Raw genomic sequence first — 26,865 nt, 5'->3', positions numbered from 1 at the left:
CAACCGCGCGGCGGGTCGCCGCCCAGAATGCCCGCAGCACCCCGCCTCGCGGGTGCCTTCACGGGAGGCTGGCCGGATGTCGATCATCGGAACCATCGTCGTCGGATTCATCGTGGGACTGCTGGCGCGCGCGCTCAAGCCCGGCGACGACAAGCTGGGCATCATCATGACCACGCTGCTGGGGATCGCCGGCGCGTTCCTCGCGCGCTATGCCGGCATGGCCCTGGGCTGGTACGCCGAGGGCGAGCCCGCCGGCTGGATCGCCTCCATCGTGGGCGCCATCGTGCTGCTGGTGATCTACGGCATGGTGCGAGGCCGATCGCACCGCAGCTGATCCGGATTCACGCGGCGGGCGCGGTTATCCTCGCCCGGCCATGGGTGAATTCGAGCTGATCGACCGCTTCTTCCTGCGCCCCGGACGGCCCGCCGCCGAGGGCGTGGCGCTCGGGGTCGGCGACGACTGTGCGCTGCTCGCGCCCACGCCCGGCCAGCAGCTCGCCATCTCCAGCGACATGCTGCTCGAGGGCCGGCATTTCCTGCCGACGGTGGATCCCGACAGCCTGGGCCACAAGGCGCTGGCGGTGAACCTGAGCGACCTGGCGGCCTGCGGCGCGCGTCCGCTGGCGTTCACGCTGGCGCTCGCCTTGCCGGCGGCCGACGAGGCCTGGCTGGCAGCCTTTTCGCGCGGGCTGTTCGCGCTGGCCGATGCCCACGGCTGCACGCTGGCCGGCGGCGACACGACGCGTGGCCCGCTGGCCATCTGCATCACCGTGTTCGGCGAAGTGCCGACCGGCCAGGCCCTGCTGCGCTCGGGCGCGCGGCCCGGCGACGACATCTGGGTCAGCGGCACGCTGGGCGACGCACGGCTTGCACTGGAAGCGCTGCGCGGCGGGCTGGCGCTGCCGCCCGCGATGCTCGCCTCGGTACGCGAGCGCATGGACCGGCCGGTGCCACGCTTGGCGCTGGGACAGGCCCTGCGCGGCATCGCCAGTGCGGCGATCGACGTCAGCGACGGGCTGCTGGGCGACCTGGGCCACCTGCTGCGCCGCTCCGGCGCCGGCGCCACCCTCGACACCGTGGCCGCGCAGGCACTACTGGCCGCCCGGCGGCTGCCCGATGCCGCCGCGCTGCCGGATGCCGCGACCCAGCTCGAGTACGTGCTCGCGGGCGGCGACGACTACGAGCTGGCCTTCACGGCGCCGGCGGACCGGCGAGGCGACGTCGAGGCTGCCGCCGCGACCTGCGCCACGCCGGTCACCCGCATCGGGCGGGTCGACACGGAGCCCGGCGTGCGCCTGGTCGGCGACGGCGCGCGGGCCGACCGCCCGTACCGGTCCTTCGACCATTTCGGCTGAACGCCGGCACTGTCGTCGGCCGCTGCGTGGCCGCGTTGAGAAAGGCCCATGCGCCGCTTCCTGCCCCTCGCCTTCGCTCTCGCACTGGCGCTGCCGGTGGCAGCTCCGGCCCAGCCCCGCAGCTACCTGGCCACCGTGGTCCACGTGACCGATGGCGACACGGTCTGGGTGCGCCCGTCCTGGGGCGGACCCTCGATCCAGGTGCGCATCCAGGGCATCGACGCGCCCGAGAGCTGCCAGGCCTTCGGCCCGCAGGCCACGCAGGCGCTGCGCCAGCGCCTGTGGCGGCAGCCCGTGAAGGTCGAGGAGCGCGGCCGCGACGACTACCGGCGCACGCTGGCCCGCCTGCAGTGGTCGGGCCAGGACGTCGGCGCCTGGCTGGTATTCAGCGGGTTCGCGTGGTCCTACCGCTACCGCCGCGATCCCGGGCCCTATGCCAGCCTGCAGGCCCAGGCGCGCCAGGCCCGCCGCGGGCTGTGGAGCGAGCACCAGCCGATCGAGCCGGCGCGCTTTCGCAAGCTGCACGGGAACTGCGAGCCGCACGAGCGGCGCTGAGCGGGCCCATTCCCGGCTCGCTACCATTGGGCGCATGAGCGTGCCCCTGCCATCGTCCCTGGAAGCGCCCCTGCGACCAGCAGGCGGACGGCCCGATGCGCGCTTCCTGCTATCGCACCCCGCGCACCTGGTCGCACTCGGATTCGGCAGCGGCCTCAGCCCGGCGGCGCCGGGCACGGTCGGCACGCTGTGGGCCTGGCTCTCGTTCCTGGTGCTGCAGGCCTGGCTGCCGCCGGCCGCACTCGGCTGGGTGGTCGTCGCCAGCGTGCCGGTGGGCTGGTGGGCCAGCACGGTCACGGCTCGCGACATGGGCGTGGCGGATCCCGGCGCCATCGTCATCGACGAGATCATGTCGTTCTGGCTGGTGCTGTGGCTGCTGCTGCCGGCCGGCTGGCTGGCGCAGCTGCTGGCGTTCGCGCTGTTCCGCTTCTTCGACGCCGCCAAGCCCGGGCCGGTCGGCTGGGCCGACAGCCTGTTCCACGGCTTCGGCTGGCGCGGCGGGCTGGGCATCGTGTTCGACGACCTGGTCGCGGCGTTCTGCACCTTGTTGGTCCTGGCCCTCGGGCAGCGGCTCGCATGGACGCTGGCCTGACCGCCCCCTGCGAGGAACTGGCGCAGGCCCTGCAGGCGCGCGGCTGGATGCTGGCGACGGCCGAGAGCTGCACCGGCGGGCTGATCGCCGCCGCCTGCACCTCGCTAGCGGGCTCCAGCAACTGGTTCGAGCGCGGCTTCGTCACCTACTCCAACGAGGCCAAGACCGAGTTGCTGGGCGTGGACGCCCAGGCCATTGCCAGCCACGGCGCGGTGAGCGAGATCGTGGCGCGCGCCATGGCTTTCGGCGCCGTGCGCCACTCGCGCGCGAAAGTGGCGGTGGCCGTGACCGGCATCGCCGGCCCGACCGGCGGCAGCGCCGACAAGCCGGTGGGCACGGTCTGGTTCGGCTTCTCGGTCGATGGCCGGCTGTCGAGCGAGCGGATGCTGTTCGACGGCGACCGCGCCGCGATTCGCGAGGCGACGGTGCGCCATGCGCTGGCGCGCCTGCTGGCACTGATGGAAGGAGCTTGAGATGAATGGATCGGGTCGCGCGACGGTGTCGCAGCAGGACAAGGCGCAGCGCATGGCGCGGCTGCACGCGCAGCCCGGCTGCTTCGTGATCCCCAACTTCTGGGACGTGGGCTCGGCCCGGCTGCTGGAGTCGCTCGGCTTCGAGGCGCTGGCCAGCAGCAGCGCCGGCTTCGCCTTCTCGCGCGGGTTGCCGGACATGGGCGTGACGCGCGAGGCCAAGCTGCAGCACCTGCGCGAGGTCTGCGCCGCCACCTCGCTGCCGGTCAGCGCCGACCTGCAGAACGGGTTCGGCCATAGCCCCGAGGAAGCGGCCGAGACCATCCGGCTGGCGGCGCAGGCCGGCGTGGTCGGCGGCTCGATCGAGGACTGCCGCGGGCTGGTCGACGAGGAGCCGATCTACGAGCTGTCGCAGGCGCGCGAGCGCGTGCAGGCGGCCGTCGAGGCGGCCCGTTCGCTGCCCTTCCCCTTCACGCTGACGGCGCGCGCCGAGAACCACCTGTGGGGCCGCGACGACCTGGACGACACCATCCGGCGGCTGGTGGCCTACGAGGAGGCCGGCGCCGACGTGCTGTTCGCGCCGGGGCTGAAGACGGCGGACCAGATCCGCGCCGTGCTGGCTGCCGTGAAGAAGCCGGTCAACGTCATCATGGGCGCGCCCGGCAGCCCGCTGGACCTGGCGCAGCTGCAGGCCATGGGCGTTCGCCGCATCAGCGTGGGCGGCTCGCTGGCGCGCACCGCCTATGCGGCGCTGCTGGCGGCCGGCCGCGAGATGCGCGAGCAGGGCACCTTCACGTACGCGCGCGAGACACCGCCCACCAGCTGGTTCAACGACGCATTCGGCGGCTGAGGCCGGCGCCGCGCCTCAGTCCAGCGTCGGCGCGACGCGAATCCCGGCGGCGGCCAGCCGCTTGCGCAGCGCGAGGACCGCACGATCCTTGCTCAGCAGGCCGGCACGCCGTGCTACGGCGAGGTCGATGAACTTCTGGTCGTCCGGATCGCGGCACACCAGGCCCGCGCGGGGTGCCGGCGGCACCGGCTGCGCGTGGCGGTCGAACGCCGCCAGGACGTCGCCGGGCGCAGCACCTGTCGCGGCCAGCCGGCGCGCGAGCTGCGGATAGGCCAGCACCCGCTCCAGTTCCTCGCGCATGGCGGCCGTCGCCAGCCATTGCAGGCGGCCGGCCAGCAGCCCCTGGTGCAGCGGCTGCGCCGCCGCATCGCCGAACACGAACGCGTCCAGCACGACGTTGGTGTCAAGCACGAGGGGCCGCATCGCCGGACGCGCCGCGGGCCGAGCCCGCGACCATGTCGAAGCGGAACAGCCGGCACTCGATCGGGCCGTTCCACAGCGGGACGCGGCGCGACTCCTTCAGCCGCATCCGCGAGGGCAGCTTCAGGTCCGGCGTCAGCACCCAGGCCGTCCAGCCGGCGTAGTGCCGCTTCCAGTGGGCCGCCAGGGCGGCGAAGAAATCCTGTCCCTCGTCCGCCTGCGGGCGCTCGCGCCCGCGCTGCGCGCGGCCGGCCACCCCGGCCGTCTCGATTCGCTCGCCATAGGGCGGGTTGAGCAGCATCAGGCCGGGGGCGTCGCAGGGCGGCAGCCGCTGCAGGGCATCGCCGCCGCGCAGTTCCAGCGCCGCCGCCACGCCGGCGCGCTCGGCGTTGCGACGCGCGAAATCGACCATGCGGAAGGCCACGTCGCTGCCGAAGACCGGCGCGGTGGGCGCGTGCCGCGCGGCCTGCGCCTCGTCGCGCAGCTGCTCCCAGACATGGGCCTGGAAGGGTTGCAGCCGCTCGAAACCGAAGCGGCGCAGCGATCCCGGCGCGATGCCGCAGGCCAGCTGCGCGGCCTCGATGGCCACCGTGCCGCTGCCGCAGCAGGGGTCGTACAGCGGCACGTCCGCCTGCCAGCCGCTGGCCGCGATCATGGCCGCGGCCAGCGTCTCCTTCAGCGGCGCCTCGCCCTTGTCCTCGCGCCAGCCGCGCTTGAACAGCGGCTCGCCGCTGGTGTCGATGTAGAGCGTGCAGTGGCTTGCGGTCAGGTGCGCGAACAGGCGCACGTCCGGGCGCTGGGTGTCGACGTCGGGACGCGTGCCGGCGCGGGCACGGAAGCGGTCGGCCACCGCGTCCTTGATCTTCAAGGCCGCGAAGTTCAGGCTCTTGAGCGGGCTGTGCTGCGCCGTGACCTCCACCTTGAAGCTCTGGCGCGGGGTGAACCAGGCCTCCCAGCTGATGGCCGTGGCGGCTTCGTACAGGTCGGCCTCGGCGCGGTAGGGCGTGTGCGACAGCTGCACCAGCACGCGCTGGGCCAGCCGGCTGTGCAGGTTCAGGTGCAGCGCATCGCGCCAGGCGCCGCGCGCCACCGCGCCGCCGCGGCCGACCAGCAGGTCCTCGCCGGCCAGGCCGGTGAGCCGGTGCACCTCGTCGGCCAGCAGGTCTTCCACGCCGGCGGCGCAGGGCAGGAACAGTTGCAGCGTCACAGGGCCTTTCGCAGGTTGGCCGGCGCGATCCGCAGGGCTTCACGGTACTTGGCCACGGTGCGGCGCGCGCACTCGATCCCCTGTTCCTTCAACATATCGGAGATGCGGCTGTCGGACAGCGGTCGCGCGGTGTCCTCGGCGGCGACCAGCTGGCGGATCAGGGCCCGCACGGCGGTCGAGGAGGCGTTGCCGCCGGTCTCGGTGCCCAGCGCCGAACCGAAGAAGTACTTCAGCTCGAAGGTGCCCAGCGGCGTCGCCATGTACTTGGCGGTGGTCACGCGCGAGATGGTGGATTCGTGCAGGCCCAGTTCGTCGGCGATCTCGCGCAGCACCAGCGGGCGCATCGCCAGTTCGCCATGCACGAAGAAGTTGCGCTGCCGCTCCACGATGGCGGTGGAGACCCGCAGGATGGTGTCGAAGCGCTGCTGGATGTTCTTGATGAACCAGCGCGCTTCCTGCAGCCGCTGCTGCAGCGCATGGTGCCCCTCGCCCCGGTGCGCCTTGAGCGCGCCGGCATAGGCGTCGTGCACGCGCAGCCGCGGCAGCACGTCGGGGTTGAGCTGCACCCGCAGGCGGGCCGGGTTGCCCGGACCGGCGCTGCTGACCAGCACGTCGGGCACCACGATGTTGCGTTCCACGTTGGCGAAGCGGCGCCCGGGCTTGGGCTCCAGCCGGACGATCAGGGCGATGCCGGCCTTGACCTCGGATTCCGATAGCCGGCAGAGCTGGGCGAGCCGCCGCACGTCGCGGCGGGCCAGCAGGTCCATGGACTGGCGGCAGATGGCCAGCGCCGCATCGCAGGCGGCGGCGTCGGCGCCCTCCTCCTCGCGCAGGGCCTGCAACTGCAGTTGCAGGCATTCGGCCAGGGAACGCGCACCCACGCCCACCGGCTCCAGGTGCTGCAGCAGCCGCAGCGCGACCGTGAAGCGGTGCACCAGTTCTTCGTGCTGCTCCGGCTCGTCGGGTGCGAGCGCGGCCGCCAGTTCCTCCAGCGTGTCCTCGAGATAGCCGTCCTCGTCGAGCGACTCGATCAGGACACGCAGCGCGGCCTGGTCTTCCGGCGCCAGCCGCAGGGCCAGGGCCTGGCGGTGCAGGTGGTCCTGCAGGGTCTCGTGCCCGCCGGCGAGGTCGATCGCGTCGGCACCGTCCTCGCCGTCGGCCTCCTTGCGCCGGGCCGGCGCCTCGCCGCCCCACTCGCCGTCGTCGGGCATCAGCTCGACGCTGCCGTCGCCTTCCCAGTCCGTGACCGCGTCGGCCAGCAAGCTGTCGGTATCTGCGGCCTCGGTCGCGCCCTCCGCCGCCTCCTCGCGCTCGGATTCGGGCGGCGGGATGTCGGCCTGGGCGATGCCGAACTCCTCGCGCAGTGCCTCGTCGGCCGCCAGCTCGAGGAAAGGGTTGTCGCCGAGCATCTGCTCGACCTCCTGCGACAGCTCGAGCGTCGACAGCTGCAGCAGCCGGATCGACTGCTGCAGCTGCGGGGTCAGCGCGAGGTGCTGCGAGACCCGAAGCGACAGCCCCTGCTTCATGGGTGCCCCCGGCGCACCATGGCTACATCCTGAAGTGCTCGCCGAGGTAGACCCGGCGCACGTCGGCGTTGTCGACGATCTCCGGAGGCGTGCCCTGCGCCAGCACCTCGCCCTCGCTGATGATGTAGGCGTGGTCGCAGATGCCCAGCGTCTCGCGCACGTTGTGGTCGGTGATCAGCACGCCGATGCCGCGCGACTTGAGGAAACCGATGATGCGCTGGATCTCGATGACGGCGATCGGGTCGATGCCGGCGAACGGCTCGTCCAGCAGGATGAAGCGCGGCTGGGTCGCCAGCGCGCGGGCGATCTCGACCCGCCGCCGCTCGCCGCCCGACAGCGCCGGCGCCGGCGAGTCGCGCAGGTGGTCCACCCGCAGGTCTTCCAGCAGCGCCGTGAGGCGGGTCTCGATCTCCTCGCGCCCGAGCGGCCGGCCTTCGGGACCGTGCTGCAGTTCCAGCACCGCGCGCACGTTCTCCGCCACCGTGAGCTTGCGGAAGATCGAGGCCTCCTGCGGCAGGTAGGACAGGCCCAGGCGCGAGCGGCGGTGGATCGGCATGTGCTCCACGGCCCGGCCGTCGATGGAGATCGCGCCGGCGTCGGCGCGCACCAGCCCCACGATCATGTAGAACGAGGTGGTCTTGCCGGCGCCGTTGGGCCCCAGCAGGCCCACCACCTCGCCGTTGTCCACGCCCAGCGAAACGTCCTTGACCACCGCACGGCTGCCATAGGTCTTGCGCAGATGAAGGGCCTCCAGCCGGCTGCGCACCGGCAATCCCTCGGGAGCGGCCAGCGCCGCCTCCGTCGCATCCACCTTCACCGGGCTTCCCCGCGCAGCGTCGTGCTCGGCCGCAAGGAGGCCGGTGGCGGCGCAGCCGGCCGCTCGGCCGGTGCCGGGGCCGATGCGGCCTCGCGCGGTGCCAGTACGGCGCGCACCCGCCCGCCGGGCGTGGGGGAGCTGGGCCCGCCGTCGACCGTGAACACCTCCGTGGTGTTGTCGTAGACGATCAGGCTGCCCATGGTCTCGTCGGCCAGCGTGGCCCCGCGGTAGCGGCGCATCTCGGCGCGACGGATGAACTTGACCCGGTCGGCCTTGCCGTCGTACTCGATCACCTCGCCTTCGCCCTCGATGTACTCGTCCACGCCTTCGCGCTTCTGGCGGAAGAACGCGCGCTCGCCGGGGGCGGCGGTGACCACGCCGTACTGGTAACCCTCGGGATCCTGCCGCACGTCCACCCGAGCGCCGCGGATGAGGATGGTGCCCTTGGTCAGCACCACCCGGCCGGTGAACACGCTGGTCTGGCGCAGGTCGTCGTAGCGCAGCGCATCGGCCTCGATGTTCATCGGCTGGTTGCGATCGGCCCGTTCGGCGTGCGCCGGCAGGGCGAGCGCGGCCAGCGCGAGCAGGAGGGCAGGAAGGAGGCTGTTCATAAAGGCATGAATCTTGCTCACGATTGTACCGGCGCTGTCCCGTCCAGCCCGAACGAAACGGCCCGCCGAAGCGGGCCGGTGCCATGGCGCGGGCGTGGCGATCAGCGCGCCTTGCGGGCCTCGGCGATCAGGTACTCGGCGACCTGCACCGCGCGCGCCATGCTGCCGGCCATGGTGCCGTCGGTGTACCAGCGGCCCGCGATGCCCAGCGCCGGCACGCCCTCGACCCGGTAGGCGTCCTGCAGCTGGGTGGCCTTGCGGGCCTTGGTGGAGATCGAGAACGAGTTGTAGATCTCCTGGAACTTCGCCTTGTCCACGCCGTTCCTGCCGACCCACTCGACGATCAGGTTCTCCTTGTCCAGCGGCTGCTTCTCGGCGTGGATGGCGTGGAACACCTTGCCGTGCAGGTCGAGCTTGCCCATGGCCTCCAGCGAGTAGAACAGGCGCTGCTGCGGCACGAAGCTGTCGCGGAAGGCCACCGGCACCCGGCGCAGCACCACGTCGGCCGGCAGGCGCTTCTGCCACACATCCAGCTGCGGCTCGAAGGCGTTGCAGTGCGGGCACGAGTACCAGAAGAACTCGACCACCTCCACCTTGCCCTCGGGCGCCTCGGTGGGGGCGCGCTTGTCCAGCGACTTGTACTGGTCGCCGTCCTCGGGCTTCTTCTGGGCCCGCGCCAGCGGGGACAGGCCCAGCCCGGCGGCGGCAACGGCGCAGGCGGCGCCCGCGGAGAACACACGACGATCCATCTTGGTTTTCACTCCTTGAGTTGGGCTCAGAGCCGGTGCCCGCGGACTTGGTTCCCGGCGGCGGTCAGCGCTGCACCCGCACCAGCGCGGTTTCCAGGCCGACGGCCTCGAGCTTCTCCTTGCTGCTGTCGGCGTCGTCCTTGCGCTCGAAGGGGCCCACGCGCACCCGGAACACCTGGCGGCCGGACTGCTCGCGCTCGGTGACCCGTGCCTCGATGCCCATCAGCGAGAGCTTGGCGCGCTGTGCCTCGGCGTCCTCGGCGGTGCGGAAGGCACCGACCTGGATGAAATACAGGAACGGGTCGGCGGCGGCCGGCTTGCCGGCCCGTGCCGCGGCCAGGTCGCCCAGCGGGTCGGGCGACCCCGAGATCGCCGGCGCCGGCTTGCCGGCCACGGCCGGCGGCAGCGGCGCGGGGGCCGGAGCGGCCGGCGCCGGTGCAGCCGCCGGCGGCCGCGCCGGCGTCTTGCCGTACAGCGGCGCGTTGGGATCCCAGTTCTGGTTCTTCTTCGACTCGGCCGCATCCTGCTCGGCCGTGCGGCCGGGATGCTTGCTCACGAAGGGAATCGGCACCTTGGTGACGTAGACCGCCACCGCGAGCGCGGCACCCAGCCCGATCACGACCCCGATGACGAGGCCCACCAGCACATTGCCACGCTGTCTGTTCAACATCCTGCTCACTTCATCCGATGCGGCCGTCGCGCCCGCACCCCACATTCCTTGATGCGGCCGTCGTGCCGACGCCCGCACCTCACATCTTTTGATGCGGCCGTCGTCCCGACGCCCGCACCTCACATCTTTTCCGGCGCAGCGACACCGAGCATCGCGAGGCCGCTGCGCAGGACCCGGGCGGTGGCGGCGACCAGCGCCAGCCGCGCCCGCTTGAGGGCCTCGTCATCCACCAGGATGCGCTCGGCATCATAGTAGGAGTGGTAGCTGCTCGCGAGCTCGCGCAGGTAGAAGGTCACGTCGTGCGGCGCGAAGTCGGCCGCCGCTGCGGCCAGCATGTCGGGGTAGCGCGCCAGCTGCAGCATCAGCGCCAGCGCCGCCGGGCTGTCCAGCAGCGACAGGTCGGCGGCCTGCAGCGACGCGGCATCCCCGCCCCACATCGCCAGCACCGAGCAGATGCGGGCGTGGGCGTACTGGACGTAGTAGACGGGGTTGTCGTTGTTCTGCGCCAGCGCCAGGTCGACGTCGAACACGTACTCGGTGTCCGGCTTGCGCGACAGCAGGAAGAAGCGCACCGCATCCTTGCTGGTCCATTCGACCAGGTCGCGCAGCGTCACGTAGCTGCCGGCGCGCTTGGAGATCTTCACCTCCTGGCCGCCGCGCATCACGCGCACCATGGTGTGCAGCACGTAGTCGGGATAGCCGGCCGGGATGCCGACGCCGGCCGCCTGCAGCCCGGCGCGCACCCGCGCGATGGTGCCGTGGTGGTCGGTGCCCTGGATGTTGACCGCCTTGCGGAAGCCCCGCTCCCACTTGGCGATGTGGTAGGCCACGTCCGGCACGAAGTAGGTGTAGCTGCCGTCGGACTTGCGCATCACGCGGTCCTTGTCGTCGCCGTACTCGGTCGACTTCAGCCACAGCGCGCCGTCCTGCTCGTAGGTCTTGCCCGCCTGCTGCAGCCGCTGCACCGTGTCGTCGACCTTGCCGCTGGTGTACAGGCTGGACTCCAGGTAGTAGTGGTCGAACTTCACCGCGAACGCCCGCAGGTCCAGGTCCTGCTCGTGGCGCAGGTAGGCGACCGCGAACTGGCGGATGCCGTCCAGGTCCTCGACGTCACCGGACGCCGTGAAGGCGCGGTCGTCCGAGGTCACGGTCTTGCCGGCCAGGAAGTCCTGCGCGATGTCGGCGATGTAGTCGCCGTTGTAGGCGCTCTCGGGCCATCCCGGGTCGCCCGGCTTGAGCCCCTTGGCGCGCAGCTGCACCGACGATGCCAGCGTGGCGATCTGCACCCCGGCGTCGTTGTAGTAGAACTCGCGCCACACGTCCCAACCCTGGCTGGCGTACAGGTTGCAGATCGCGTCGCCCAGCGCCGCCTGGCGGCCGTGGCCCACGTGCAGCGGGCCGGTGGGATTGGCCGAGACGAACTCCACCATCATGCGCTGGCCGTTGGCCGGCCGGTGGCCGAAACGCGCGCCGGCCTGCAGCACCTCGCGCACCACCTGCTGCTTGGCGGCGGGCTTGAGGCGGATGTTCAGGAAGCCGGGGCCGGCGATCTCGACCGCGTCCACCCAGCGCTGGAAGGCGGACGACTGCAGCAGCTCGGACCGGAGGTTCTCCGCGAGCTGGCGCGGGTTGAGCTTGAGCGGCTTGGCCAGCTGCATGGCGGCGGTGCAGGCCAGGTCGCCGTGCGCGGCCGCCTTGGGCGATTCGAACGCGGCCTTCGCCCCCGCGCCCGGCGACAGCCGTTCCAGCCCGGACGCCAGTGCGCCGAGCAATTCTTCTTTCACCAGGAGCATCGGGGGATTTTACGGGCGCGACCTCATCCGGGCGTCGTCGCAGCCGGGGCCGCCGGCGTTTAATGCAAGTCCCGCCGGGACGCAACCCATCATCGAAGGAGATTCCGCATGAAACAGCTGCTCCCCCTGATCGCCCTCGGGCTCGCGCTGGGCCTGGGCTCCGTCCAGGCCGCCGGGCCGGCCGGCTCGCCCCAGGGCGGCGACAAGGCCGCCACTACCGCGGGCCGCACGGCGCAGCAGAACAGGATGGCGACGTGCAACAAGGAGGCCGGCGACCGGAAGGGGGACGAGCGCAAGGCCTTCATGAGCGATTGCCTGAAGAGCAAGCCGGTGTCCCAGCAGGACAAGATGAAGAGCTGCAACGTCGAAGCCAAGGGCATGAAGGGCGACGAGCGCAAGAAGTTCATGAGCGACTGCCTCAGGAAGGCCTGAGCTCCTCCGCCCTGGGGGCTCCTCGCCAGCCTGGAGGACGCGGGCCGGACGACGTCCACGCTACAAAGCCGGCCCGTTGACTTCGATCGAGGAGATTCCCATGCAGAAGATGATTGGCCTGGTCGCCCTGGGGCTGGCCCTGTCGCTCGGCGCCGCGCAGGCGGCCGGCCCGAAGGAGAAGGCCTCGCCGGCCGCGGCGGGGCAGCAGTCCCGCATGAAGGACTGCAATGCCGAAGCCAGGTCCAAGGCACTCAAGGGCGACGAACGCAAGGCGTTCATGAGCGAGTGCCTGAAGAAGAAGTGATGAAGTCCTGACCGGCGGGGCGTGCCCCCCGCCCGGTCAGCCCAGTTGCCCCCAGCCGCGGGCCAGGAACACCGCCGGCAGCGGGATCAGGGGGACGATGTGGGCCTGCCACATCACCCAGCGCCGCACGGTGCGCACCTCCTCGGCCGACGGCAGGCTGCCGTCCGCGCGCAGCGCCTTGCGCCAGGCCAGGAAGCGCAGGGTGGGCCGGATCGACATCAGGCCCACGATGGCGAACAGGCCGACCTTGGACCACAGCAGCCAGTTGCTGCCGTACCAGCCGGCCCCCTTCATGCCCAGGAAGATGCGCGCCAGCCCGGTCGCCAGCACCGCCAGCGCGGCGATGCCGTAGATGCGGTCCACGATCACGAGCCGCTCGACCACCGTGGGATTGAGCCATTCGGGCCGGCAGATCGCGGTCTCGCTCGTCAGGAAGACGACGATCGCCAGGACGGCGGAGATGTGCAGGAAGGCGAGCAGGGCTTCGAGGGTCATGGTTGGGCTGTGGCGCCTTCGCGCCAGAAGTCGGGCCGGCTGAAATGCTGCTTGAGGAAGTCGATCCACAACCGCACCCGCACCGGCAGGTGCTTGCGCTGCGGAAAGACCGCGTAGATGCCGTTGGGGGGTGCAGCGTACTCGGCGAGCACCTCCACCAGCCGGCCGGCCTGCAGGTCGGCCTCCACTTCCCAGGTGCTGCGCCAGGCGATGCCCCAGCCGCGCAGGCACCAGTCGTGCAGCACCTGGCCATCGGTGCAATCGAGCGGCCCGTTCGGGCGGTAGTGGATGATTTCGGTGCCCCCCCCCTTGGGGATGGTGAACGCCCAGCCGCGCACCTGCGAGGCCTCGCTCGACAGCAGCAGGCACTGGAAGCGCGCCAGATCGCTGGGCTGCTGCGGGGTGCCGTGGCGCGCCAGGTAGTCCGGCGTCGCCACGCACAGCCGCCGGTTGTCGGCCATGCGCACGCTCACCAGCGAGGAATCCGGCAGGTCGCCGACCCGCACCGCGCAGTCGTAGCCCTCGCCTGCCAGGTCGACCACCCGGTCGCTGAGGTTGAGCGAGATGGTCACGTCCTCGTGCGCCTCGCGGAACCGCGGCACCAGCGGCGCCACGTGGCGCCGGCCGAACCCCGCCGGGGCGGTGATGCGCAGGTGGCCGCTGGCCTTGACCCCGCCGGCACTGACGCTGGCCTCGGCGTTGGCCAGGTCGGCCAGCAGGCGCTGGCAGTCCTCCAGGAAGGCGCTGCCCTCGTGGGTGAGCGTCAGGCGGCGCGTGGTGCGCACCATCAGCTTGACGCCCAGCCGCTCCTCCAGCCCGTCGAGCCGCCGGCCCATGATGGCCGGTGCGACGCCTTCGGCCTTGGCGGCGGCCGTGAGGCTGCCGCGGGTGGCCACGGAGACGAAGGACTCGAGTTGCTTGAGCTTGTCCATGCAGGCCGGATTATGGTCCGATTAAGCGCGATGAAGTCACGAATCAAATCACTTGTTGGGCTCTAAACCTTCTGCGCGGGTTCGAATAAAGTCCCCCTCACGGCGCGCGGTTCGGCCGCGTGCCTTCGCACGCCATCGAAACGCACCAGGAGTCCTTCGCATGACCGCCCGCACCGCCGCCCACCGCCTGCAGGTCGCCACCGAGCTGCACCGCTTCATCGAGCAGCAGGTCCTCCCCGGAACCGACGTCAGCCCCGCCGCCTTCTGGCAAGGGTTCGAGGCCCTGGTGCACGAGCTCGCACCCAAGAACCAGGCGCTGCTGGCCGAGCGCGATCGCCTGCAGGGCGAACTGGACCGCTGGCACCAGGCGCATCCCGGGCCGGTCCAGGACCTGCAGGCCTACCGCGCCTTCCTGGAGCAGATCGGCTACCTGGTGCCGCCGCCGGCTGGCGTGCGGGCCAGCACCGCCAACGTCGACGCCGAACTGGCGCTGCAGGCCGGCCCGCAGCTGGTCGTGCCCATCCTCAATGCGCGCTACGCCCTGAACGCCGCCAATGCGCGCTGGGGCTCGCTGTACGACGCGCTGTACGGCACCGATGCGATCCCGGAGACCGGTGGCGCCGAGAAGGGGCCCGGCTACAACGAGGTGCGCGGCGCCAGGGTGATCGACTACGCGCGCGGCGTGCTCGACCAGGCCGCGCCGCTGGCGCAGGGCTCGCACCGGGACGCCGTCGGCTACCGCGTCGAGGGCGGCCGGCTGGCCGTCGCGCTCAAGGGCGGCGCCAGCACCGGCCTGAAGGATCCGGCGCAGTTCGCCGGCTACCGGGGCGAGGCCGCTGCGCCCTCCTCCGTGCTGCTGCAGCACCACGGCATCCACATCGACATCCTGGTCGACCGCTCGACGCCGATCGGCAGCACCGATCCCGCCGGCATCACCGACGTGGTGATGGAAGCCGCGCTGTCCACCATCCTGGACCTGGAGGATTCGGTGGCGGTGGTCGATGCCGAGGACAAGGTGCTGGCCTACCGCAACTGGCTGGGCATCCTCAAGGGCGACCTGACCGAGCAGGTGAGCAAGGGCGGGCGCACCTTCACCCGCGGCCTGAACCCGGACCGCGTGTACACCGCGCCGGATGGCAGCGGCAGCGTCACCCTGCACGGCCGCTCGCTGCTGTTCGTGCGCAACGTCGGCCACCTGATGACGAACCCGTCCATCCTGTGGGGCGACGGCCAGGAGATCCCGGAGGGCATCCTCGACGCGGTCGTCACCACCGCGATCGCGATCCACGACCTCAAGGGCCATGGCGCCAACGGCATCCGCAACTCGCGCACCGGCTCGGTCTACATCGTCAAGCCCAAGATGCACGGGCCGCGCGAGGTGGCCTTCGCCAACGAGCTGTTCGGCCGCGTCGAGCAGCTGCTCGGGCTGCCGGCCAACACCGTGAAGCTGGGCATCATGGACGAGGAGCGCCGCACCAGCGTCAACCTGCAGGCCTGCATCGCCGAGGCGGCGGCGCGCGTGGCCTTCATCAACACCGGCTTCCTCGACCGCACCGGCGACGAGATGCACACCGCCATGCTGGCCGGGCCGATGTTCCGCAAGGGCGACATGAAGTCCAGCGCCTGGATCCAGGCCTACGAGAAGAACAACGTGCTCGTCGGCCTGGCCTGCGGCCTGCGTGGGCGGGCCCAGATCGGCAAGGGCATGTGGGCCATGCCGGACCTGATGGCCGCCATGCTGGAGCAGAAGATCGGCCATCCCAGGGCCGGCGCCAACACCGCCTGGGTGCCCTCGCCCACCGCCGCCACGCTGCACGCGCTGCACTACCACCAGGTCGACGTCGCCGCCGTGCAGCAGGAACTGGAGAAGATCGATGCCGCCGGCGAGCGCGAGGCCCTGCTGGCCGGGCTGCTGCAGGTGCCGGTGGTGCCCGAGGCGAAATGGACGGCCGAGGAGCGCCAGCAGGAGCTGGACAACAACGTGCAGGGCATCCTGGGCTACGTGGTGCGCTGGATCGACCAGGGGGTGGGCTGCTCCAAGGTGCCCGACATCCACAACGTCGGCCTGATGGAGGACCGCGCCACGCTGCGCATCTCCAGCCAGCACATCGCCAACTGGCTGCACCACGGCGTGGTCAGCGAGCAGCAGGTGCGCGAGACCTTCCAGCGCATGGCCGCCGTGGTGGACAAGCAGAACGCCGGCGACCCGCTGTACCAGCCCATGGCCGGCAACTGGGAGACCTCGTTCGCCTATCGCGCCGCGCTCGACCTGGTGTTCAAGGGCAAGGAACAGCCCTCGGGCTACACCGAGCCGCTGCTGCATGCGTGGCGCCTGAAGGTGAAGGCGGCGCGGGGCTGAGGCCTCTCGCGACAGCAGGCCGCTGTTACCTGGTCATTCCCGCGAAGGCGGGAATCCAGTGCGTCCGCTTTCGCGGCCTGCCTGAATGTCCTGGATCCCCGCCTTCGCGGGGATGACGGGAGCCCAGCTCAGATCGCGAGATATTGGTGCCGCAGGTCGGCGTTGTCGATCACTTCCTGCGCCGTGCCGTCGAACACCACCTCGCCCATGTCCAGGATGACGGCGCGGTTCGCCAGGTGCAGCGCGGCGATCGCGTTCTGCTCGACGATGATGGTGGTCAGGCCCAGGGCCTTGATCTCCTCGAGGATCTTCTCGATCTCCTGCACGATCACCGGCGCCAGCCCTTCGTAGGGCTCGTCCAGCAGCAGCAGCTTGACCTCGCGCGACAGGGCGCGCGCCACCGCCAGCATCTGCTGCTCGCCGCCGGACAGCGTCACGGCCTCCTGCCGGCGGCGCTCGGCCAGCCGCGGGAAGTGGCTGTAGATGCGCTCTATCGTCCAGCCGCGCGGCGCCTCGATCTGCGCCAGCTGCAGGTTCTCCTCCACCGTCAGGCCGCCGATGATGCGACGGTCCTCCGGCACCAGGCCGACGCCGCAGCGCGCAGCCTGCCACGAAGCCTTGGGGTGCAGCGCCTGGCCGTCCAGCCAGATCTCGCCCTGGCGCAGCTGCGGATCGGCCAGCCGGGCGATGGTGCGCAGCGTCGAGGTCTTGCCGGCGCCGTTGCGCCCGAGCAGCGCCACGATCTCGCCTTCGTGCACGTCGAAGCCCACGCCCTGCACCACGTAGCTCTGCCCGTAGTAGGCGTGCAGGTTGCGGCACGAGAAGTAGGCCGGCGCGGCCGCCGCGGCGGCAGCCTCGCGTTCGGGGGTGGTGACCGCGTTCACAGGTGGGCGCCTCCGAGGTAAGCCTGCTTGACCCGCTCGTCGCCCTTGATGGACTGCGGGTCGCCTTCGGCGATCACGGTGCCCTGCGCCATCACGCTGATGCGCCGCGCCAGCGAGAACACCACGTGCATGTCGTGCTCGATGATCACCTTGGTGACCTTGCCCTCGCCGACGCGCTGCAGCAGGTCGATGGTGTTGTTGGTGTCGGCGCGCGACATGCCGGCGGTCGGCTCGTCCATCAGCAGCAGGCGCGGCTCCTGCACCAGGCACATGGCCAGCTCCAGCCGGCGCTTGTCGCCGCGCGAGAGGTTGCCCGAGGTCTCGTGCCGCTTGCCGGCCAGTCCGACGTCCTCCAGCGCGTGCTCGGCGCGCTCCAGCACCTCGGCCTGCGCGTCGGCGCGCGGCCAGGCGTTGAAGGCGAAGGCGCCGTCGCGCCGGGCCAGCGCCGGGATCACCACGTTCTCCAGCACGCTGAGGTCGCCGAAGATCTCGGGCGTCTGGAACACGCGCGCGACCCCGGTCTGGTTGATCTCGTGCGGCGCCAGGCCGACCAGCGACTTGCCGTCGAAGGTGACCGAGCCGCTGTCCGGCGCGAGCCGGCCGACGAAGCAGTTGAGCAGGGTGGACTTGCCGGCGCCGTTGGGGCCGATGATGGCGTGCACGCTGCCGGCCTCGACCGCGAGGTTGACGTCGTTCAGCGCCTTGAGGCCGGCGAAGCTCTTGCTCACGCCCTTGACATGGAGGATGGCCATCGCTGCTTCCTAGGCCGTGCCCTGTGCGGGGCGATTGACGGGGTTGGGCGTTCCCGGATGCGCCGCACCGGGCTGCGAAGCGGCGTGCGCGGCGCCGGCGTGCGCCGCCGCATGGCCTGGTGCCGGATGCGGATGCGCCGGCGCCGCATGGGCTTGGGGCTCGGCGGCCGGGCCGCGGCGCAGGCGCCGGACGATGCGTTCGATGCCTTCCATGATGCCGCCCGGCAGGAAGATCACGATGATCATGAACAGCACGCCCAGCGTGAGCTGCCAGCCCTCGCCCACGAACAGGCCGAGCACGCCGACCGCCGCGTCCTCGACCGGGTCGGGCAGGAAGGAGAAGATGTCGTGCAGGGTCTGGGCGTTGAAGGCCGAGAAGATGTTCTCGAAGTACTTGATCACCACCGCGCCCAGCACGGGGCCCAGCAGGGTGCCGACGCCGCCCAGGATGGTCATCAGCACCACTTCGCCCGAGGCCGTCCATTGCATGCGCTCGGCGCCGGCCAGCGGATCGGTCACCGCCAGCAGCGAGCCCGCCAGGCCGGCATAGACCCCGGAAATCACGAAGGCGGCCAGCGCATAGGGCCGCGTGTGCACGCCCGTGAAGTTGAGCCGGTTCTGGTTGGACTTGATTGCGCGCAGCATGGTGCCGAACGGCGAGCGGCCGATGCGCAGCGCCACGTAGAACCCCAGGATCAGCAGCACCGCGCAGAAGTAGAAGCCGCTGTAGCCGCTCATCGGCATGCCGAACAGGTTGGTGTGCGGAATCGCGCTGCTCGCCCCGCTCGCCCAGGTGTCGATCACGCGCGGATCGGTGCGCGTGATCTGCAGCCCGGTCTCGCCGTTGGTGATCGGCGTGAGCACGGAGTAGGCCAGGTTGTAGGACATCTGCGCGAAGGCCAGCGTCAGGATGGCGAAGTAGATGCCCGAGCGGCGCAGGCTCATGTAGCCGATCACCAGCGAGAACACGCCGGCGACGACCATGGCGCACAGCACCGCCGGGATCACGTTCATGGTCAGCAGCTTGAGGCTCCACACGGCGGTGTACGAGCCCACCCCCAGGAAGGCCGCGTGGCCGAACGACAGGTAGCCGGTCAGCCCGAACAGGATGTTGAAGCCGATCGCAAAGATGCCGTAGATCGCGAAGCGCTGCAGCAGGTCCGGGTAGCCGGCGCCCAGCGGCGCCGCCCACAGCGGCATCGCCAGCACCGCCAGCGCGAAGCCGCCCAGCAGCAGCAGGTCCTTGCGGCCATTCGTCGTCATGCCGCCTCCTTCAGGTTTCCATCAGGCCCTTGCGGCCCAGCAGCCCGCGCGGGCGCACCAGCAGGATCACCACGGCGACCAGGTAGATGATCACCTGGTCGATGCCGGGCACCAGCGCCTTGATCTCGTTCATCGAGGCGAAGGACTGCAGGATGCCCAGCAGGAAACCGGCCAGCACCGCCCCCGCCAGCGAACCCATGCCGCCCACCACCACCACCACGAACGACAGCACCAGGAACTCCATGCCCATGTGGTAGTCCGGCGCGAGGATCGGCGTGTACATGGCGCCGGCGATGCCCGCCACCACCACCGCCAGCCCGAACACCACCGTGAAGCGGCGCTCGATGTGGATGCCGAACAGGCCCACCGTCTCGCGGTCGCGCATGCCCGCGCGCACCACCATCCCGAAGGTGGTGAAGCGCAGGAAGGCGAACACGGCGGCGATCACCACCAGCGAGAACACGAAGTACACCAGCCGCCACCACGGGTAGGTGATCGAAGTCCCCAGGCCCAGCCACGTGCCGACGTCGGCGCTGCCGGAGAACGCGTCCGGCGTCGGCATCGGGATCGGGTTGGCGCCGAAGTACGCCTTGACCAGTTCCTGCAGCACGATGGCCAGCCCGAAGGTCACCAGGATCTGGTCGGCGTGCGGGCGCCGGTAGAAGTGCCGGATCAGCCCGCGCTCGAACACGATGCCCAGCACCAGCATCAACGGGATCGCCAGCAGCACCGATAGCGGCACCGCGTAGTCGATCACCTTGGCGCCGGCGTCACCGAACCACAGCGTGAGGTAAGGGATCTCCTTGTACGAATCGAAGAAGGTCACGGAGGTGTCCTTGACCATCTTCGAGATCGTCAGCAGCTTGTGCAGCACCACCGCACAGAAGCCGCCCAGCATGAACAGCGCCCCGTGGGCGAAGTTCACCACCCCCAGCGTGCCGAAGATCAGGGTCAGGCCGAGGGCGATGAGGGCGTAGGCCCCGCCCTTGTCCAGGCCGTTGAGCAGTTGCAGCAGGATGGCGTCCATCGCCCGGGGCTCCTGTGCGTCAGACCTTGTACGGGCCGAGTTCGCCGCCGCCCATCTTGGGGTCGTACTCGACCTGGGCGCGCGGCACCACCTTGACCACCTCCAGCAGGCCGAAGCGGCCGTTGGGCTTCTCGGCGCCGCGCATCACCAGCACGTCCTTGAAGCACTGGTGGTCGCCGGCGCGGTACTCGGTCGGGCCGTTGCCAAGGCCGTCGAACTTGAAGCCTTCCAGCGCCTTGATCACCTCCGGCGGGTAGAAGGTGCCGGCCTTCTCGACCGCGTTGGCGTACAGCAGGGTCTGGACGTAGCAGGTGTGCGCGGCCTGGGACGGCGGCTCGCCGTATTCCTGGCCGAAGGACTTGGTGAAGACCTTGGTGGCCTCATCCTCGAGCGTCCAGTGCCAGTTGGCCGTGCCCAGGATGCCCTTGACCGCATCGCCGGCCCCCTGCGCCATCAGGCGCGAGTACAGCGGCACCACGATCTCGAAGTTCTTGCCGTTGACGCTCTTGTCGCGCAGGCCGAACTGCACCGCCTGGCGCAGCGAGTTGACCATGTCCTTGCCGTAGTGGTTCAGGATCAGCACGTCGGCGCCGGAGTTGAGCACCGGGGTGATGTACTGGGAGAAGTCGCCGGCGCCCAGTGGCGTGCGCACCGCCTTGACGGTCTGCCAGCCGAGCTTCTCGGTGGCGTCCTTGATCGACTCTTCCTGCGTCCAGCCCCAGGTGTAGTCGGCAGTCAGGTGGTAGGCCTTGCGGTCCTTGCCCATCTCCTGGGCCAGGATCGGCGCCAGCGCCTGGCCCGACATGTAGGCGTTGAAGAAGTGCCGGAAGCCGTAGCGCCGGCGGTCCTTCATGGTGGTGTCGTTCGAGTGCGTGAGGCCGGCCATGAAGATCACGCCCATTTCCTGCGCCAGCGACTGCACCGCCACCGCGACGGCGGAGGAGGACCCGCCGGAGAACATGATCACGCCGTCCTTCTCGATCATGCGCTTGGCCGAGGCACGCGCGGCGTCGGCCTTGGTCTGGGTGTCGCCGGTGACGTACTGGACCTTCTTGCCCAGGATGCCCTTGCCCTTGAGCGAGGACGGCTTGAACGTCTTCATCATGCCGCCGTCGCCCTCGCCGTTGAGGTGCTTGACGGCCAGCTTGAAGGCCTTGAGCTCGTCGTTGCCTTCGTCGGCGTACGGGCCGGTCTGCGGCACGTTGAAGCCCAGCGTCACGGCCTTCGCCTTGCTGGGATCGTTGCGGAACTCCTGCGCCCAGGCGTTGCGCACGAAGAACGTGGGCGCCGCGATACCGGCCCCCATCGCGCCCATGCCCTTGAGTACCTTGCGTCGAACCTTGTCTTCCATGGTGGACCTCGTCGATCGGGTTGGAGGGAAACGAATGCACCGCCCGATGAAAGCTGCGGCACGACCGGAACATCGCACGCGCTTGTCAAGGATTCAATAAATGTTTGACGACAAAGGACTTTCTAGTAAAGATCCAATGTCATGTTTGACGGCGCCGGTCAATCCTTGACAGCCGGACCGCCGAACACGCGGGTTTTCACGGAGGGGTTTTCCATGGCACGCACCCTCGTCGGCCAGCGCATCCGCGACCAGCGCCGGGCCCAGGGCATCACCCAGGCCGCCCTGGCGCAGCGGGTCGGGATCTCGCCCTCCTACCTCAACCTGATCGAAAGCGACCGGCGCAACATCGCCGGCGCGCTGCTGCACCGCATCGCGCAGGCGCTGGACCGCCCGCTGGAGGAATTCGACGGCGCCGCCGAACGCCGCCTGCTCGATGAACTGGCGGAGATCGCGGCCGATCCGCTGCTGGCCGCGCTGCATCTCGATCCCGCTTCGGCCGCCGACCTGGTGGCGCGGCATCCGGACTGGGGCCGGGCGCTGGTGGCGCTGCAGCGTGCCGGCATCGCCCAGCGCCAGACGGTGGCCGCGCTGTCCGATCGATTGAGCCAGGACCCCTTCGTCGCCGAGGCGGTGCATGCCTTGCTCACGCGCCTGACGGCGATCCGCTCCGCCTCCGAAATCCTGGAGAGCGAGGAGGCGCTGGACGCCGACCACAGCCGGCGCTTCGTGTCCATCATTGCGCAGGACAGCCGCCGGCTGTCGGACGTCGCGCAGGCGCTGGCCGCCTTCCTCGGTCGCGATCTCGCATCGCGTCCCCCGAGCACGCCGGCCGCCGAAGTGGACGACTACCTGTTCGACCGCGGCAACCACTTCCCGCAGCTGGAAAACGCGGCGCAGGCACTGGCGGCGGAAGTCGCTGGCGGCGCCACGACCGGGCAGCCGCCCTCCGCCGAGGCGCTGCAACGGTGGCTGCGCGAGCGGCACGGCATCGAGGTGCACGAGCCCGGCACTGCGCCCGCCAAAGCTGGCGACCTGGTCTTGCCGCCGCTGGCCAGCCCGGCCAGCCGCCGCTTCGCGCTGGCCCGGGCCGCCTGCGAGCGCGCCTGCGCCGAGGCGGTGGAGGCGGAACTGGCGCGGGCGCAGGGCGTGCTCGCGAGCGAGGCGGCACGCCAGCGCGCCCGGCGCGCCCTGTTCGGCTACGCCGCCGCGGCGCTGCTCATGCCCTACGAGGCCTTCCACGCCGCCGCGACGGCGGCGCGCTACGACATCGAGGTGCTGGCGCGCCGCTTCGGCACCAGCTTCGAGCAGGTGTGCCACCGGCTCGCCACCCTGCACCGCCCGGGCGCCGAAGGCATCCCCTTCGGCTTCCTGCGCACCGACCCGTCCGGCTTCGTGACCAAGCGGCTGTCGCTGCCGCGCCTGCCCTTGCCGCGCTGGGGCAATGCGTGCCCGCTGTGGGCGGTGCACACGGCGTTCCGCAGCGCCGGCACCATCGTGCGACAGCTGGCCGAGTTCCCGGGCGGCGACCGCTACCTGATGGTGGCACGGGTGGTGGAGAAGGACGGCGCCGGCTTCGGCGCGCCGCAGCGCCTGCTGTCGGTCATGCTGTTCTGCGACGCGCTCCATGCGGACCGCCTGGTCTACGGCGATGGCCTGGACCTGTCGCCGCGCGCGCCGGCCACCCCGGTGGGACAGGCCTGCCGAGTGTGCGTGCGGCGCGATTGCGGCTGGCGCCAAGAAGAACCCATCCTCGATGCGGGCATGTCCTGAGGCTGTCGCAGCGCTGCACCGCTAGACTGGATCGCTCCAACACAGCGGGCAGGCAGCCATGGCGGCACGCGTTCTGATCGCCGAGGACGAGGCGAACATCTCCGAATCGCTGAGCTTCATCCTCAGCCGGGAAGGCCACACGGTGTCCACCGTGGCCGACGGCGAGGCCGCGCTGCAGCAGCTGCGCCACGGCCTGCCCGACCTGCTGATCCTGGACGTCATGCTGCCCGGGCGTAACGGCTTCGAGGTGCTCAAGGCAATCAAGGCCGACGCGCGGCTGCAGTCGCTGCCGGTGATCGTGCTGACCGCCAAGACCCAGCAGCGCGACCGCGAGATGGCCGAATCGATCGGCGCGGCCGCCTACCTGACCAAACCTTTCGCCAACCGCGACCTGGTCGAGCAGGTGCGGCGGTTGACCACGGCGTGAAGCCCATCGAGCGCCTCTCGCGGCAGCGCCTGCGCAGCGCCGCGGTGGTGCTGCCCTTCCTGGGCGCGTTCCTGCTGCTGCCGCCGTTCCTGCCGCTGTTCACCGCGCGCGTGCAGGTGGCAGGCCTGCCGCTGATCGTTGTCTACATCTTCGGCGTCTGGGCCATCCTGATCGCACTCGCATGGTGGCTGGCGCGCCGGTTGGGCGGCAGCAGCGAGGGCGAACCGCCGGCCTGACCCCATGCTCTCGGCCAACCTGATCCTCGCGACGGCGCTGTTGTACGTCGCGGTGCTGTTCGGGGTCGCATTCCTCGGCGACAACCGCGCGCGCCAGGGGCAGCTCGGCTGGCTGCAATCGCCGGTCACCTACACGCTGTCGATCTCGGTCTACTGCACCTCCTGGACCTTCTACGGCGCGGTGGGTTCGGCCGCCCGCAACGGGCTGGAGTACGTGACCATCTACCTGGGGCCGACGCTGGTGTTCGTCGGCTGGTGGCTGTTCCTGCGCAAGCTGGTGCGCATCGGCCAGCGCCACCGCATCACCTCCATCGCCGACATGCTGTCCTCGCGCTACGGCAAGAGCCCGGGGCTGGCGGCGCTGGTCACGGTGATCGTGGTGGCGGCCTCGACGCCCTACATCGCGCTGCAGCTCAAGGCCGTGACCACCAGCTTCCAGGTGATCAGCGGGTCGGGGCCGGCCGCGCTGTCGGGCTTCTACAGCGCGCAGCCCAACTTCCATCTGGCGTTCTGGATCGCTGCCGGCATGGCGGCCTTCACCATCCTGTTCGGCACCCGCAACATCGACGCCAGCGAGCGCCACCCGGGCGTGGTCGCCGCCATCGCACTGGAGGCCGTGGTCAAGCTGCTGGCCATGCTGGCGGTGGGCCTGCTGGTGGTGTTCGGCATCGGCTCCGGGCCGGCCGACATCTTCACCCGCATGCCGACCGACATGCTGCACGCGCAGGAGCTGTTCGGCCCGCGCTGGGTGACGCTGTGCTTCCTGGCGGCCACCGCGGTGATCTGCCTGCCGCGCCAGTTCCAGGTGACCGTGGTGGAGATCGGCAACGAGCAGCACCTGCGCACCGCGGCCTGGCTGTTCCCGCTCTACCTGTTCCTGATCAGCCTATTCATCCTGCCGATCGCGATCGCCGGCCTGTCGTTCCTGCCGCGGGGCGCCAACCCGGACATGTTCATGCTCACGCTGCCGATGTGGGCCGGCCGCCAGGAGGTCGCGCTGCTGGCCTTCCTGGGCGGCTTCTCGGCGGCGACCTCGATGGTGATCGTGGCCGCGATCGCGCTGTCCACCATGGTGTCCAACCACATCATCCTGCCGCTGGCGCTGCGGCTGCCGTGGGTGTCGATCAACGCCAGCGGCGACGTGCGCCGGATGCTGATCAGCAGCCGGCGGGTCAGCATCTGCCTGATCCTGCTGATGGCGTTCCTGTACTTCCGGCTGAGCGCCCGCTTCAACCCGCTGGCCTCCATCGGCCTGACGGCGTTCGCCGGCGCCGCGCAGCTGCTGCCCTGCCTGGTCGGCGGCCTGTTCTGGCGCCACGCCACGGCACGCGGTGCGGTCGCCGGGTTGGCGGTGGGCGCCGCCATGTGGGCCTACACCCTGCTGCTGCCCAGCTTCCAGGGCGCCTGGCTGCTGTCGCCCGACGACATCGCCCAGGGGCCGTTCGGACTGCCCTGGCTGCGGCCGCAGCAGCTGTTCGGCATGCAGGGCGTGGACCCGCTGGTGCACTCGGTGTTCTGGAGCCTGACCTTCAACACGGCGGTGTTCATCGGCGTGTCGCTGATGCGCGAGCCGCGCCCGTTGGAACACCTGCAGGCCACGCTGTTCGTCGACGCGTTCCGCCAGGGGACGGCCGACACCTCGCGTTTCGTCAGCCGCTCCGCCGACACCTACGACCTGAACGTGCTGGCGCAGCGGCTGATCGGCGTGGAGGAGGCCCGGCGCCTGTTTGCGGCCGGCGGCCACGAGGGCAACCCGGCGCCGGGCGACCCGGTCGCCGACGACGCGCTGATCACGGAGCTGGAACGCAGGCTGGCGGGCAGCGTGGGCGCGGCCACGGCACGCGCCATGGTGTCGCAGGTGGTCACCGGCGAGACCATCAGCCTGGCCGGCCTGCTGCAGATCGCCGACGAGACCCAGCGGGTGCGCGACTACAGCCGGCGGCTGGAAGCGCAGTCCACCGAGCTGGCCCAGACGGCGCAGGAACTGCGCCTGGCCAACGAGCGGCTCAAGGCCCTGGACAGCCAGAAGGACGACTTCCTCAGCCAGGTCAGCCACGAGGTGCGCACGCCCATGACCTCGATCCGCTCGTTTTCCGAGATCCTGCTGCAGACGCCGGATCTGGAGCGGGCCCAGTCCGAGCGCTTCCTGCGCATCATCCACGACGAGAGCATCCGCATGACGCGCCTGCTCGACGACATCCTGGAGCTGAGCGTGCTGGAGGGAGGGCACAGCACCTGGGCGCTGCGGGCCATCGACCCGGATGTCGCGCTGGAGAACGCGGTCGGCATCTGCCGCGGCCTGTCCAGCTCGGCCCGGCTGGAGGTGGTGCGCACGCCGCACGACAAGGGGGCCTGCGTGATGGCCGACCCCGATCGCCTGAGCCAGGTCTTCATCAACCTGATCTCCAACGCGATCCGCCACAACACCGACCCGGTGCCGCGGGTGCGCATCGCGAGCGTGCTGCGCGACGGCCAGTACGAACTGACCGTGCAGGACAACGGCCCGGGCATCCCGCCCGAGGTGCAGGAGCGCCTGTTCTCCAAGTTCTCGCGCACGGGCGGCGCCCGGATGCCGGGCAAGCAGGGTGCCGGGCTGGGCCTGGCGATCAGTTGGCAGATCGTGCGCCGGCTGGGCGGCACGCTGGAGCTGGTGCCGGGGACGGGCAGCGGCGCATGCTTCCGCATGCGGCTGTCGTGCGTGGAGGTCGCCGGCGACGCGGCGCCGTCGCGCGAGCGACTGGCCGCTGGCTAGACTGGCGCCATGGACCCGCATCCGACGCCGCCCGACCCCGATCGCTGCCCCCTGTGCGGCGGACCGAACCGCTGCGCCAACGAGATCGAGAAGGCGACCGGCCGGCCCCAGCCGCCCTGCTGGTGCACCCGCGTCGAGTTCCCGCGCGAACTGCTCGCCCGGGTGCCGGCGGAAGCGGTCGACAAGGCCTGCCTCTGCCCCGCCTGCGCCGGCTCCGCCTAGCGCCGGCCCCTGCAGCCTCGCACGCGGACGCCCACCGGTCGCGG

Annotated in this window: 29 protein-coding genes; 14 read left to right on the top strand and 15 right to left on the bottom strand. The window is 70.8% G+C overall.

The window, feature by feature from the left end:
• Nucleotides 1–76 precede the first annotated feature (76 nt).
• From VEC03_RS11690 to VEC03_RS11665, 6 genes are read left to right on the top strand one after another with little or no spacing between them, the layout of a single operon-like run.
• Entirely contained in the window at nt 77–334 is a 258-nt protein-coding gene (locus tag VEC03_RS11690) for a GlsB/YeaQ/YmgE family stress response membrane protein (RefSeq protein ID WP_324915376.1), read from the top strand.
• A 40-nt stretch (nt 335–374) separates the two neighbouring features.
• Nucleotides 375–1,355: a thiamine-phosphate kinase gene (gene thiL / locus VEC03_RS11685; RefSeq protein ID WP_324915374.1), complete on the top strand. Its 981-nt coding sequence runs from the start codon at nt 375–377 to the stop codon at nt 1,353–1,355.
• A gap of 48 nt (nt 1,356–1,403) precedes the next feature.
• Entirely contained in the window at nt 1,404–1,910 is a 507-nt protein-coding gene (locus VEC03_RS11680; protein ID WP_324915372.1) for a thermonuclease family protein, read from the top strand.
• A 34-nt stretch (nt 1,911–1,944) separates the two neighbouring features.
• Complete coding sequence (locus tag VEC03_RS11675) at nt 1,945–2,502, top strand: phosphatidylglycerophosphatase A (RefSeq protein ID WP_324915371.1); 558 nt, start codon at nt 1,945–1,947, stop codon at nt 2,500–2,502.
• The gene (locus VEC03_RS11670) at nt 2,487–2,975 is read left to right on the top strand and encodes a CinA family protein (RefSeq protein WP_324915369.1); all 489 of its coding nucleotides are present in this window, start codon (nt 2,487–2,489) and stop codon (nt 2,973–2,975) included. The genes VEC03_RS11675 and VEC03_RS11670 overlap by 16 nt, the downstream gene beginning before the upstream one ends.
• A gap of 1 nt (nt 2,976) precedes the next feature.
• Nucleotides 2,977–3,822 (top strand): isocitrate lyase/PEP mutase family protein, encoded by an 846-nt coding sequence (locus VEC03_RS11665; protein WP_414708486.1) that lies wholly within the window; start codon nt 2,977–2,979, stop codon nt 3,820–3,822.
• A 15-nt stretch (nt 3,823–3,837) separates the two neighbouring features.
• Here VEC03_RS11665 and VEC03_RS11660 read toward each other — a convergent pair whose 3' ends face one another.
• The 8 genes from VEC03_RS11660 to argS form a co-directional block, all read right to left on the bottom strand.
• Nucleotides 3,838–4,245, bottom strand: coding sequence for a putative toxin-antitoxin system toxin component, PIN family (locus VEC03_RS11660; RefSeq protein ID WP_414708485.1), 408 nt, complete (start codon nt 4,243–4,245; stop codon nt 3,838–3,840).
• The gene (locus VEC03_RS11655; RefSeq protein WP_324915405.1) at nt 4,226–5,443 is read right to left on the bottom strand and encodes a THUMP domain-containing class I SAM-dependent RNA methyltransferase; all 1,218 of its coding nucleotides are present in this window, start codon (nt 5,441–5,443) and stop codon (nt 4,226–4,228) included. Before VEC03_RS11655 ends, VEC03_RS11660 begins: the two co-directional genes overlap by 20 nt.
• Nucleotides 5,444–5,445: 2 nt before the next feature.
• Entirely contained in the window at nt 5,446–6,975 is a 1,530-nt protein-coding gene (locus VEC03_RS11650; RefSeq protein WP_324915366.1) for an RNA polymerase factor sigma-54, read from the bottom strand.
• A gap of 22 nt (nt 6,976–6,997) precedes the next feature.
• Nucleotides 6,998–7,786, bottom strand: coding sequence for an LPS export ABC transporter ATP-binding protein (lptB, locus tag VEC03_RS11645; protein ID WP_324915404.1), 789 nt, complete (start codon nt 7,784–7,786; stop codon nt 6,998–7,000).
• A gap of 2 nt (nt 7,787–7,788) precedes the next feature.
• Nucleotides 7,789–8,403 (bottom strand): lipopolysaccharide transport periplasmic protein LptA, encoded by a 615-nt coding sequence (gene lptA / locus VEC03_RS11640; RefSeq protein WP_324915365.1) that lies wholly within the window; start codon nt 8,401–8,403, stop codon nt 7,789–7,791.
• A gap of 101 nt (nt 8,404–8,504) precedes the next feature.
• On the bottom strand, nt 8,505–9,152 hold the full coding sequence (locus VEC03_RS11635; protein ID WP_324915363.1) for a thiol:disulfide interchange protein DsbA/DsbL: 648 nt from the start codon (nt 9,150–9,152) through the stop codon (nt 8,505–8,507).
• 64 nt (nt 9,153–9,216) lie between these two features.
• Nucleotides 9,217–9,822, bottom strand: a complete 606-nt coding sequence (locus tag VEC03_RS11630) for an SPOR domain-containing protein (protein WP_324915361.1) — start codon at nt 9,820–9,822, stop codon at nt 9,217–9,219.
• Nucleotides 9,823–9,941: 119 nt separating this feature from the next.
• On the bottom strand, nt 9,942–11,615 hold the full coding sequence (argS, locus tag VEC03_RS11625) for an arginine--tRNA ligase (protein WP_324915360.1): 1,674 nt from the start codon (nt 11,613–11,615) through the stop codon (nt 9,942–9,944).
• Nucleotides 11,616–11,723: 108 nt separating this feature from the next.
• Here argS and VEC03_RS11620 point away from each other — a divergent pair, with 108 nt between their 5' ends.
• Together VEC03_RS11620 and VEC03_RS11615 are read left to right on the top strand one after the other, a co-directional pair.
• Entirely contained in the window at nt 11,724–12,047 is a 324-nt protein-coding gene (locus VEC03_RS11620; RefSeq protein WP_324915359.1) for a PsiF family protein, read from the top strand.
• A gap of 100 nt (nt 12,048–12,147) precedes the next feature.
• The gene (locus tag VEC03_RS11615; protein WP_324915357.1) at nt 12,148–12,351 is read left to right on the top strand and encodes a PsiF family protein; all 204 of its coding nucleotides are present in this window, start codon (nt 12,148–12,150) and stop codon (nt 12,349–12,351) included.
• 36 nt (nt 12,352–12,387) lie between these two features.
• On the opposite strand, the gene VEC03_RS11610 is transcribed toward VEC03_RS11615, so the two are convergent.
• Both VEC03_RS11610 and VEC03_RS11605 read right to left on the bottom strand, forming a co-directional pair.
• Complete coding sequence (locus tag VEC03_RS11610) at nt 12,388–12,846, bottom strand: DUF2214 family protein (RefSeq protein WP_324915355.1); 459 nt, start codon at nt 12,844–12,846, stop codon at nt 12,388–12,390.
• Nucleotides 12,843–13,778 carry a LysR family transcriptional regulator gene (locus VEC03_RS11605; protein ID WP_324915354.1) on the bottom strand — a complete coding sequence of 312 codons (936 nt, stop codon included), beginning with the start codon at nt 13,776–13,778 and terminating at the stop codon, nt 12,843–12,845. The genes VEC03_RS11610 and VEC03_RS11605 overlap by 4 nt, the downstream gene beginning before the upstream one ends.
• Before the next feature lie 160 nt (nt 13,779–13,938).
• On the opposite strand from VEC03_RS11605, the gene VEC03_RS11600 reads away from it, so the two are divergent.
• Nucleotides 13,939–16,137, top strand: coding sequence for a malate synthase G (locus VEC03_RS11600; RefSeq protein WP_324915353.1), 2,199 nt, complete (start codon nt 13,939–13,941; stop codon nt 16,135–16,137).
• 128 nt (nt 16,138–16,265) lie between these two features.
• On the opposite strand, the gene VEC03_RS11595 is transcribed toward VEC03_RS11600, so the two are convergent.
• The 5 genes from VEC03_RS11595 to VEC03_RS11575 are packed head-to-tail and all read right to left on the bottom strand — an operon-like array spanning nt 16,266 to nt 21,414.
• Nucleotides 16,266–17,021 (bottom strand): ABC transporter ATP-binding protein, encoded by a 756-nt coding sequence (locus tag VEC03_RS11595; RefSeq protein ID WP_324915351.1) that lies wholly within the window; start codon nt 17,019–17,021, stop codon nt 16,266–16,268.
• On the bottom strand, nt 17,018–17,773 hold the full coding sequence (locus VEC03_RS11590) for an ABC transporter ATP-binding protein (protein WP_324915350.1): 756 nt from the start codon (nt 17,771–17,773) through the stop codon (nt 17,018–17,020). Before VEC03_RS11590 ends, VEC03_RS11595 begins: the two co-directional genes overlap by 4 nt.
• A gap of 9 nt (nt 17,774–17,782) precedes the next feature.
• The gene (locus VEC03_RS11585) at nt 17,783–19,036 is read right to left on the bottom strand and encodes a branched-chain amino acid ABC transporter permease (protein WP_324915348.1); all 1,254 of its coding nucleotides are present in this window, start codon (nt 19,034–19,036) and stop codon (nt 17,783–17,785) included.
• 10 nt (nt 19,037–19,046) lie between these two features.
• A complete protein-coding gene (locus tag VEC03_RS11580) occupies nt 19,047–20,063 on the bottom strand; it encodes a branched-chain amino acid ABC transporter permease (RefSeq protein ID WP_324915347.1) in 1,017 nt (338 codons plus the stop codon).
• Between the two features lie 19 nt (nt 20,064–20,082).
• Nucleotides 20,083–21,414 carry a substrate-binding protein gene (locus VEC03_RS11575; protein ID WP_324915345.1) on the bottom strand — a complete coding sequence of 444 codons (1,332 nt, stop codon included), beginning with the start codon at nt 21,412–21,414 and terminating at the stop codon, nt 20,083–20,085.
• A 213-nt stretch (nt 21,415–21,627) separates the two neighbouring features.
• On the opposite strand from VEC03_RS11575, the gene VEC03_RS11570 reads away from it, so the two are divergent.
• From VEC03_RS11570 to VEC03_RS11550, 5 genes are read left to right on the top strand one after another with little or no spacing between them, the layout of a single operon-like run.
• Nucleotides 21,628–23,184 (top strand): helix-turn-helix domain-containing protein, encoded by a 1,557-nt coding sequence (locus tag VEC03_RS11570; protein ID WP_324915344.1) that lies wholly within the window; start codon nt 21,628–21,630, stop codon nt 23,182–23,184.
• Between the two features lie 58 nt (nt 23,185–23,242).
• Complete coding sequence (locus VEC03_RS11565) at nt 23,243–23,611, top strand: response regulator (RefSeq protein ID WP_324915342.1); 369 nt, start codon at nt 23,243–23,245, stop codon at nt 23,609–23,611.
• Complete coding sequence (locus VEC03_RS11560; protein ID WP_324915340.1) at nt 23,608–23,847, top strand: hypothetical protein; 240 nt, start codon at nt 23,608–23,610, stop codon at nt 23,845–23,847. Before VEC03_RS11565 ends, VEC03_RS11560 begins: the two co-directional genes overlap by 4 nt.
• A gap of 4 nt (nt 23,848–23,851) precedes the next feature.
• Nucleotides 23,852–26,599, top strand: coding sequence for a sensor histidine kinase (locus VEC03_RS11555; protein ID WP_324915338.1), 2,748 nt, complete (start codon nt 23,852–23,854; stop codon nt 26,597–26,599).
• A gap of 9 nt (nt 26,600–26,608) precedes the next feature.
• Nucleotides 26,609–26,821 (top strand): cysteine-rich CWC family protein, encoded by a 213-nt coding sequence (locus VEC03_RS11550; protein ID WP_324915337.1) that lies wholly within the window; start codon nt 26,609–26,611, stop codon nt 26,819–26,821.
• The last annotated feature ends 44 nt before the right edge of the window (nt 26,822–26,865 follow it).

It is taken from the genome of Ramlibacter sp. (assembly GCF_035627355.1).
In the GTDB taxonomy this organism is placed as follows: Bacteria; Pseudomonadota; Gammaproteobacteria; order Burkholderiales; family Burkholderiaceae_C; genus Ramlibacter.
This window is presented reverse-complemented; position numbering and strand designations above follow the sequence as displayed.

Excerpts from the sequence above, each read along its gene's own strand:
- VEC03_RS11575 (WP_324915345.1), bottom strand. The coding sequence starts at position 21,414 with ATGGAAGACAAGGTTCGACGCAAGGTACTCAAGGGCATGGGCGCGATG.
- VEC03_RS11670 (WP_324915369.1), top strand. The coding sequence starts at position 2,487 with ATGGACGCTGGCCTGACCGCCCCCTGCGAGGAACTGGCGCAGGCCCTG.
- VEC03_RS11620 (WP_324915359.1), top strand. The coding sequence starts at position 11,724 with ATGAAACAGCTGCTCCCCCTGATCGCCCTCGGGCTCGCGCTGGGCCTG.
- VEC03_RS11585 (WP_324915348.1), bottom strand. The coding sequence starts at position 19,036 with ATGACGACGAATGGCCGCAAGGACCTGCTGCTGCTGGGCGGCTTCGCG.
- VEC03_RS11600 (WP_324915353.1), top strand. The coding sequence starts at position 13,939 with ATGACCGCCCGCACCGCCGCCCACCGCCTGCAGGTCGCCACCGAGCTG.
- VEC03_RS11610 (WP_324915355.1), bottom strand. The coding sequence starts at position 12,846 with ATGACCCTCGAAGCCCTGCTCGCCTTCCTGCACATCTCCGCCGTCCTG.
- VEC03_RS11550 (WP_324915337.1), top strand. The coding sequence starts at position 26,609 with ATGGACCCGCATCCGACGCCGCCCGACCCCGATCGCTGCCCCCTGTGC.
- VEC03_RS11590 (WP_324915350.1), bottom strand. The coding sequence starts at position 17,773 with ATGGCCATCCTCCATGTCAAGGGCGTGAGCAAGAGCTTCGCCGGCCTC.
- lptA (WP_324915365.1), bottom strand. The coding sequence starts at position 8,403 with ATGAACAGCCTCCTTCCTGCCCTCCTGCTCGCGCTGGCCGCGCTCGCC.
- VEC03_RS11660 (WP_414708485.1), bottom strand. The coding sequence starts at position 4,245 with ATGCGGCCCCTCGTGCTTGACACCAACGTCGTGCTGGACGCGTTCGTG.
- argS (WP_324915360.1), bottom strand. The coding sequence starts at position 11,615 with ATGCTCCTGGTGAAAGAAGAATTGCTCGGCGCACTGGCGTCCGGGCTG.
- VEC03_RS11565 (WP_324915342.1), top strand. The coding sequence starts at position 23,243 with ATGGCGGCACGCGTTCTGATCGCCGAGGACGAGGCGAACATCTCCGAA.
- VEC03_RS11605 (WP_324915354.1), bottom strand. The coding sequence starts at position 13,778 with ATGGACAAGCTCAAGCAACTCGAGTCCTTCGTCTCCGTGGCCACCCGC.
- VEC03_RS11680 (WP_324915372.1), top strand. The coding sequence starts at position 1,404 with ATGCGCCGCTTCCTGCCCCTCGCCTTCGCTCTCGCACTGGCGCTGCCG.
- VEC03_RS11675 (WP_324915371.1), top strand. The coding sequence starts at position 1,945 with ATGAGCGTGCCCCTGCCATCGTCCCTGGAAGCGCCCCTGCGACCAGCA.
- VEC03_RS11690 (WP_324915376.1), top strand. The coding sequence starts at position 77 with ATGTCGATCATCGGAACCATCGTCGTCGGATTCATCGTGGGACTGCTG.
- thiL (WP_324915374.1), top strand. The coding sequence starts at position 375 with ATGGGTGAATTCGAGCTGATCGACCGCTTCTTCCTGCGCCCCGGACGG.
- VEC03_RS11570 (WP_324915344.1), top strand. The coding sequence starts at position 21,628 with ATGGCACGCACCCTCGTCGGCCAGCGCATCCGCGACCAGCGCCGGGCC.
- VEC03_RS11615 (WP_324915357.1), top strand. The coding sequence starts at position 12,148 with ATGCAGAAGATGATTGGCCTGGTCGCCCTGGGGCTGGCCCTGTCGCTC.
- VEC03_RS11650 (WP_324915366.1), bottom strand. The coding sequence starts at position 6,975 with ATGAAGCAGGGGCTGTCGCTTCGGGTCTCGCAGCACCTCGCGCTGACC.
- VEC03_RS11635 (WP_324915363.1), bottom strand. The coding sequence starts at position 9,152 with ATGGATCGTCGTGTGTTCTCCGCGGGCGCCGCCTGCGCCGTTGCCGCC.
- VEC03_RS11665 (WP_414708486.1), top strand. The coding sequence starts at position 2,977 with ATGAATGGATCGGGTCGCGCGACGGTGTCGCAGCAGGACAAGGCGCAG.
- VEC03_RS11555 (WP_324915338.1), top strand. The coding sequence starts at position 23,852 with ATGCTCTCGGCCAACCTGATCCTCGCGACGGCGCTGTTGTACGTCGCG.
- VEC03_RS11630 (WP_324915361.1), bottom strand. The coding sequence starts at position 9,822 with ATGTTGAACAGACAGCGTGGCAATGTGCTGGTGGGCCTCGTCATCGGG.
- VEC03_RS11580 (WP_324915347.1), bottom strand. The coding sequence starts at position 20,063 with ATGGACGCCATCCTGCTGCAACTGCTCAACGGCCTGGACAAGGGCGGG.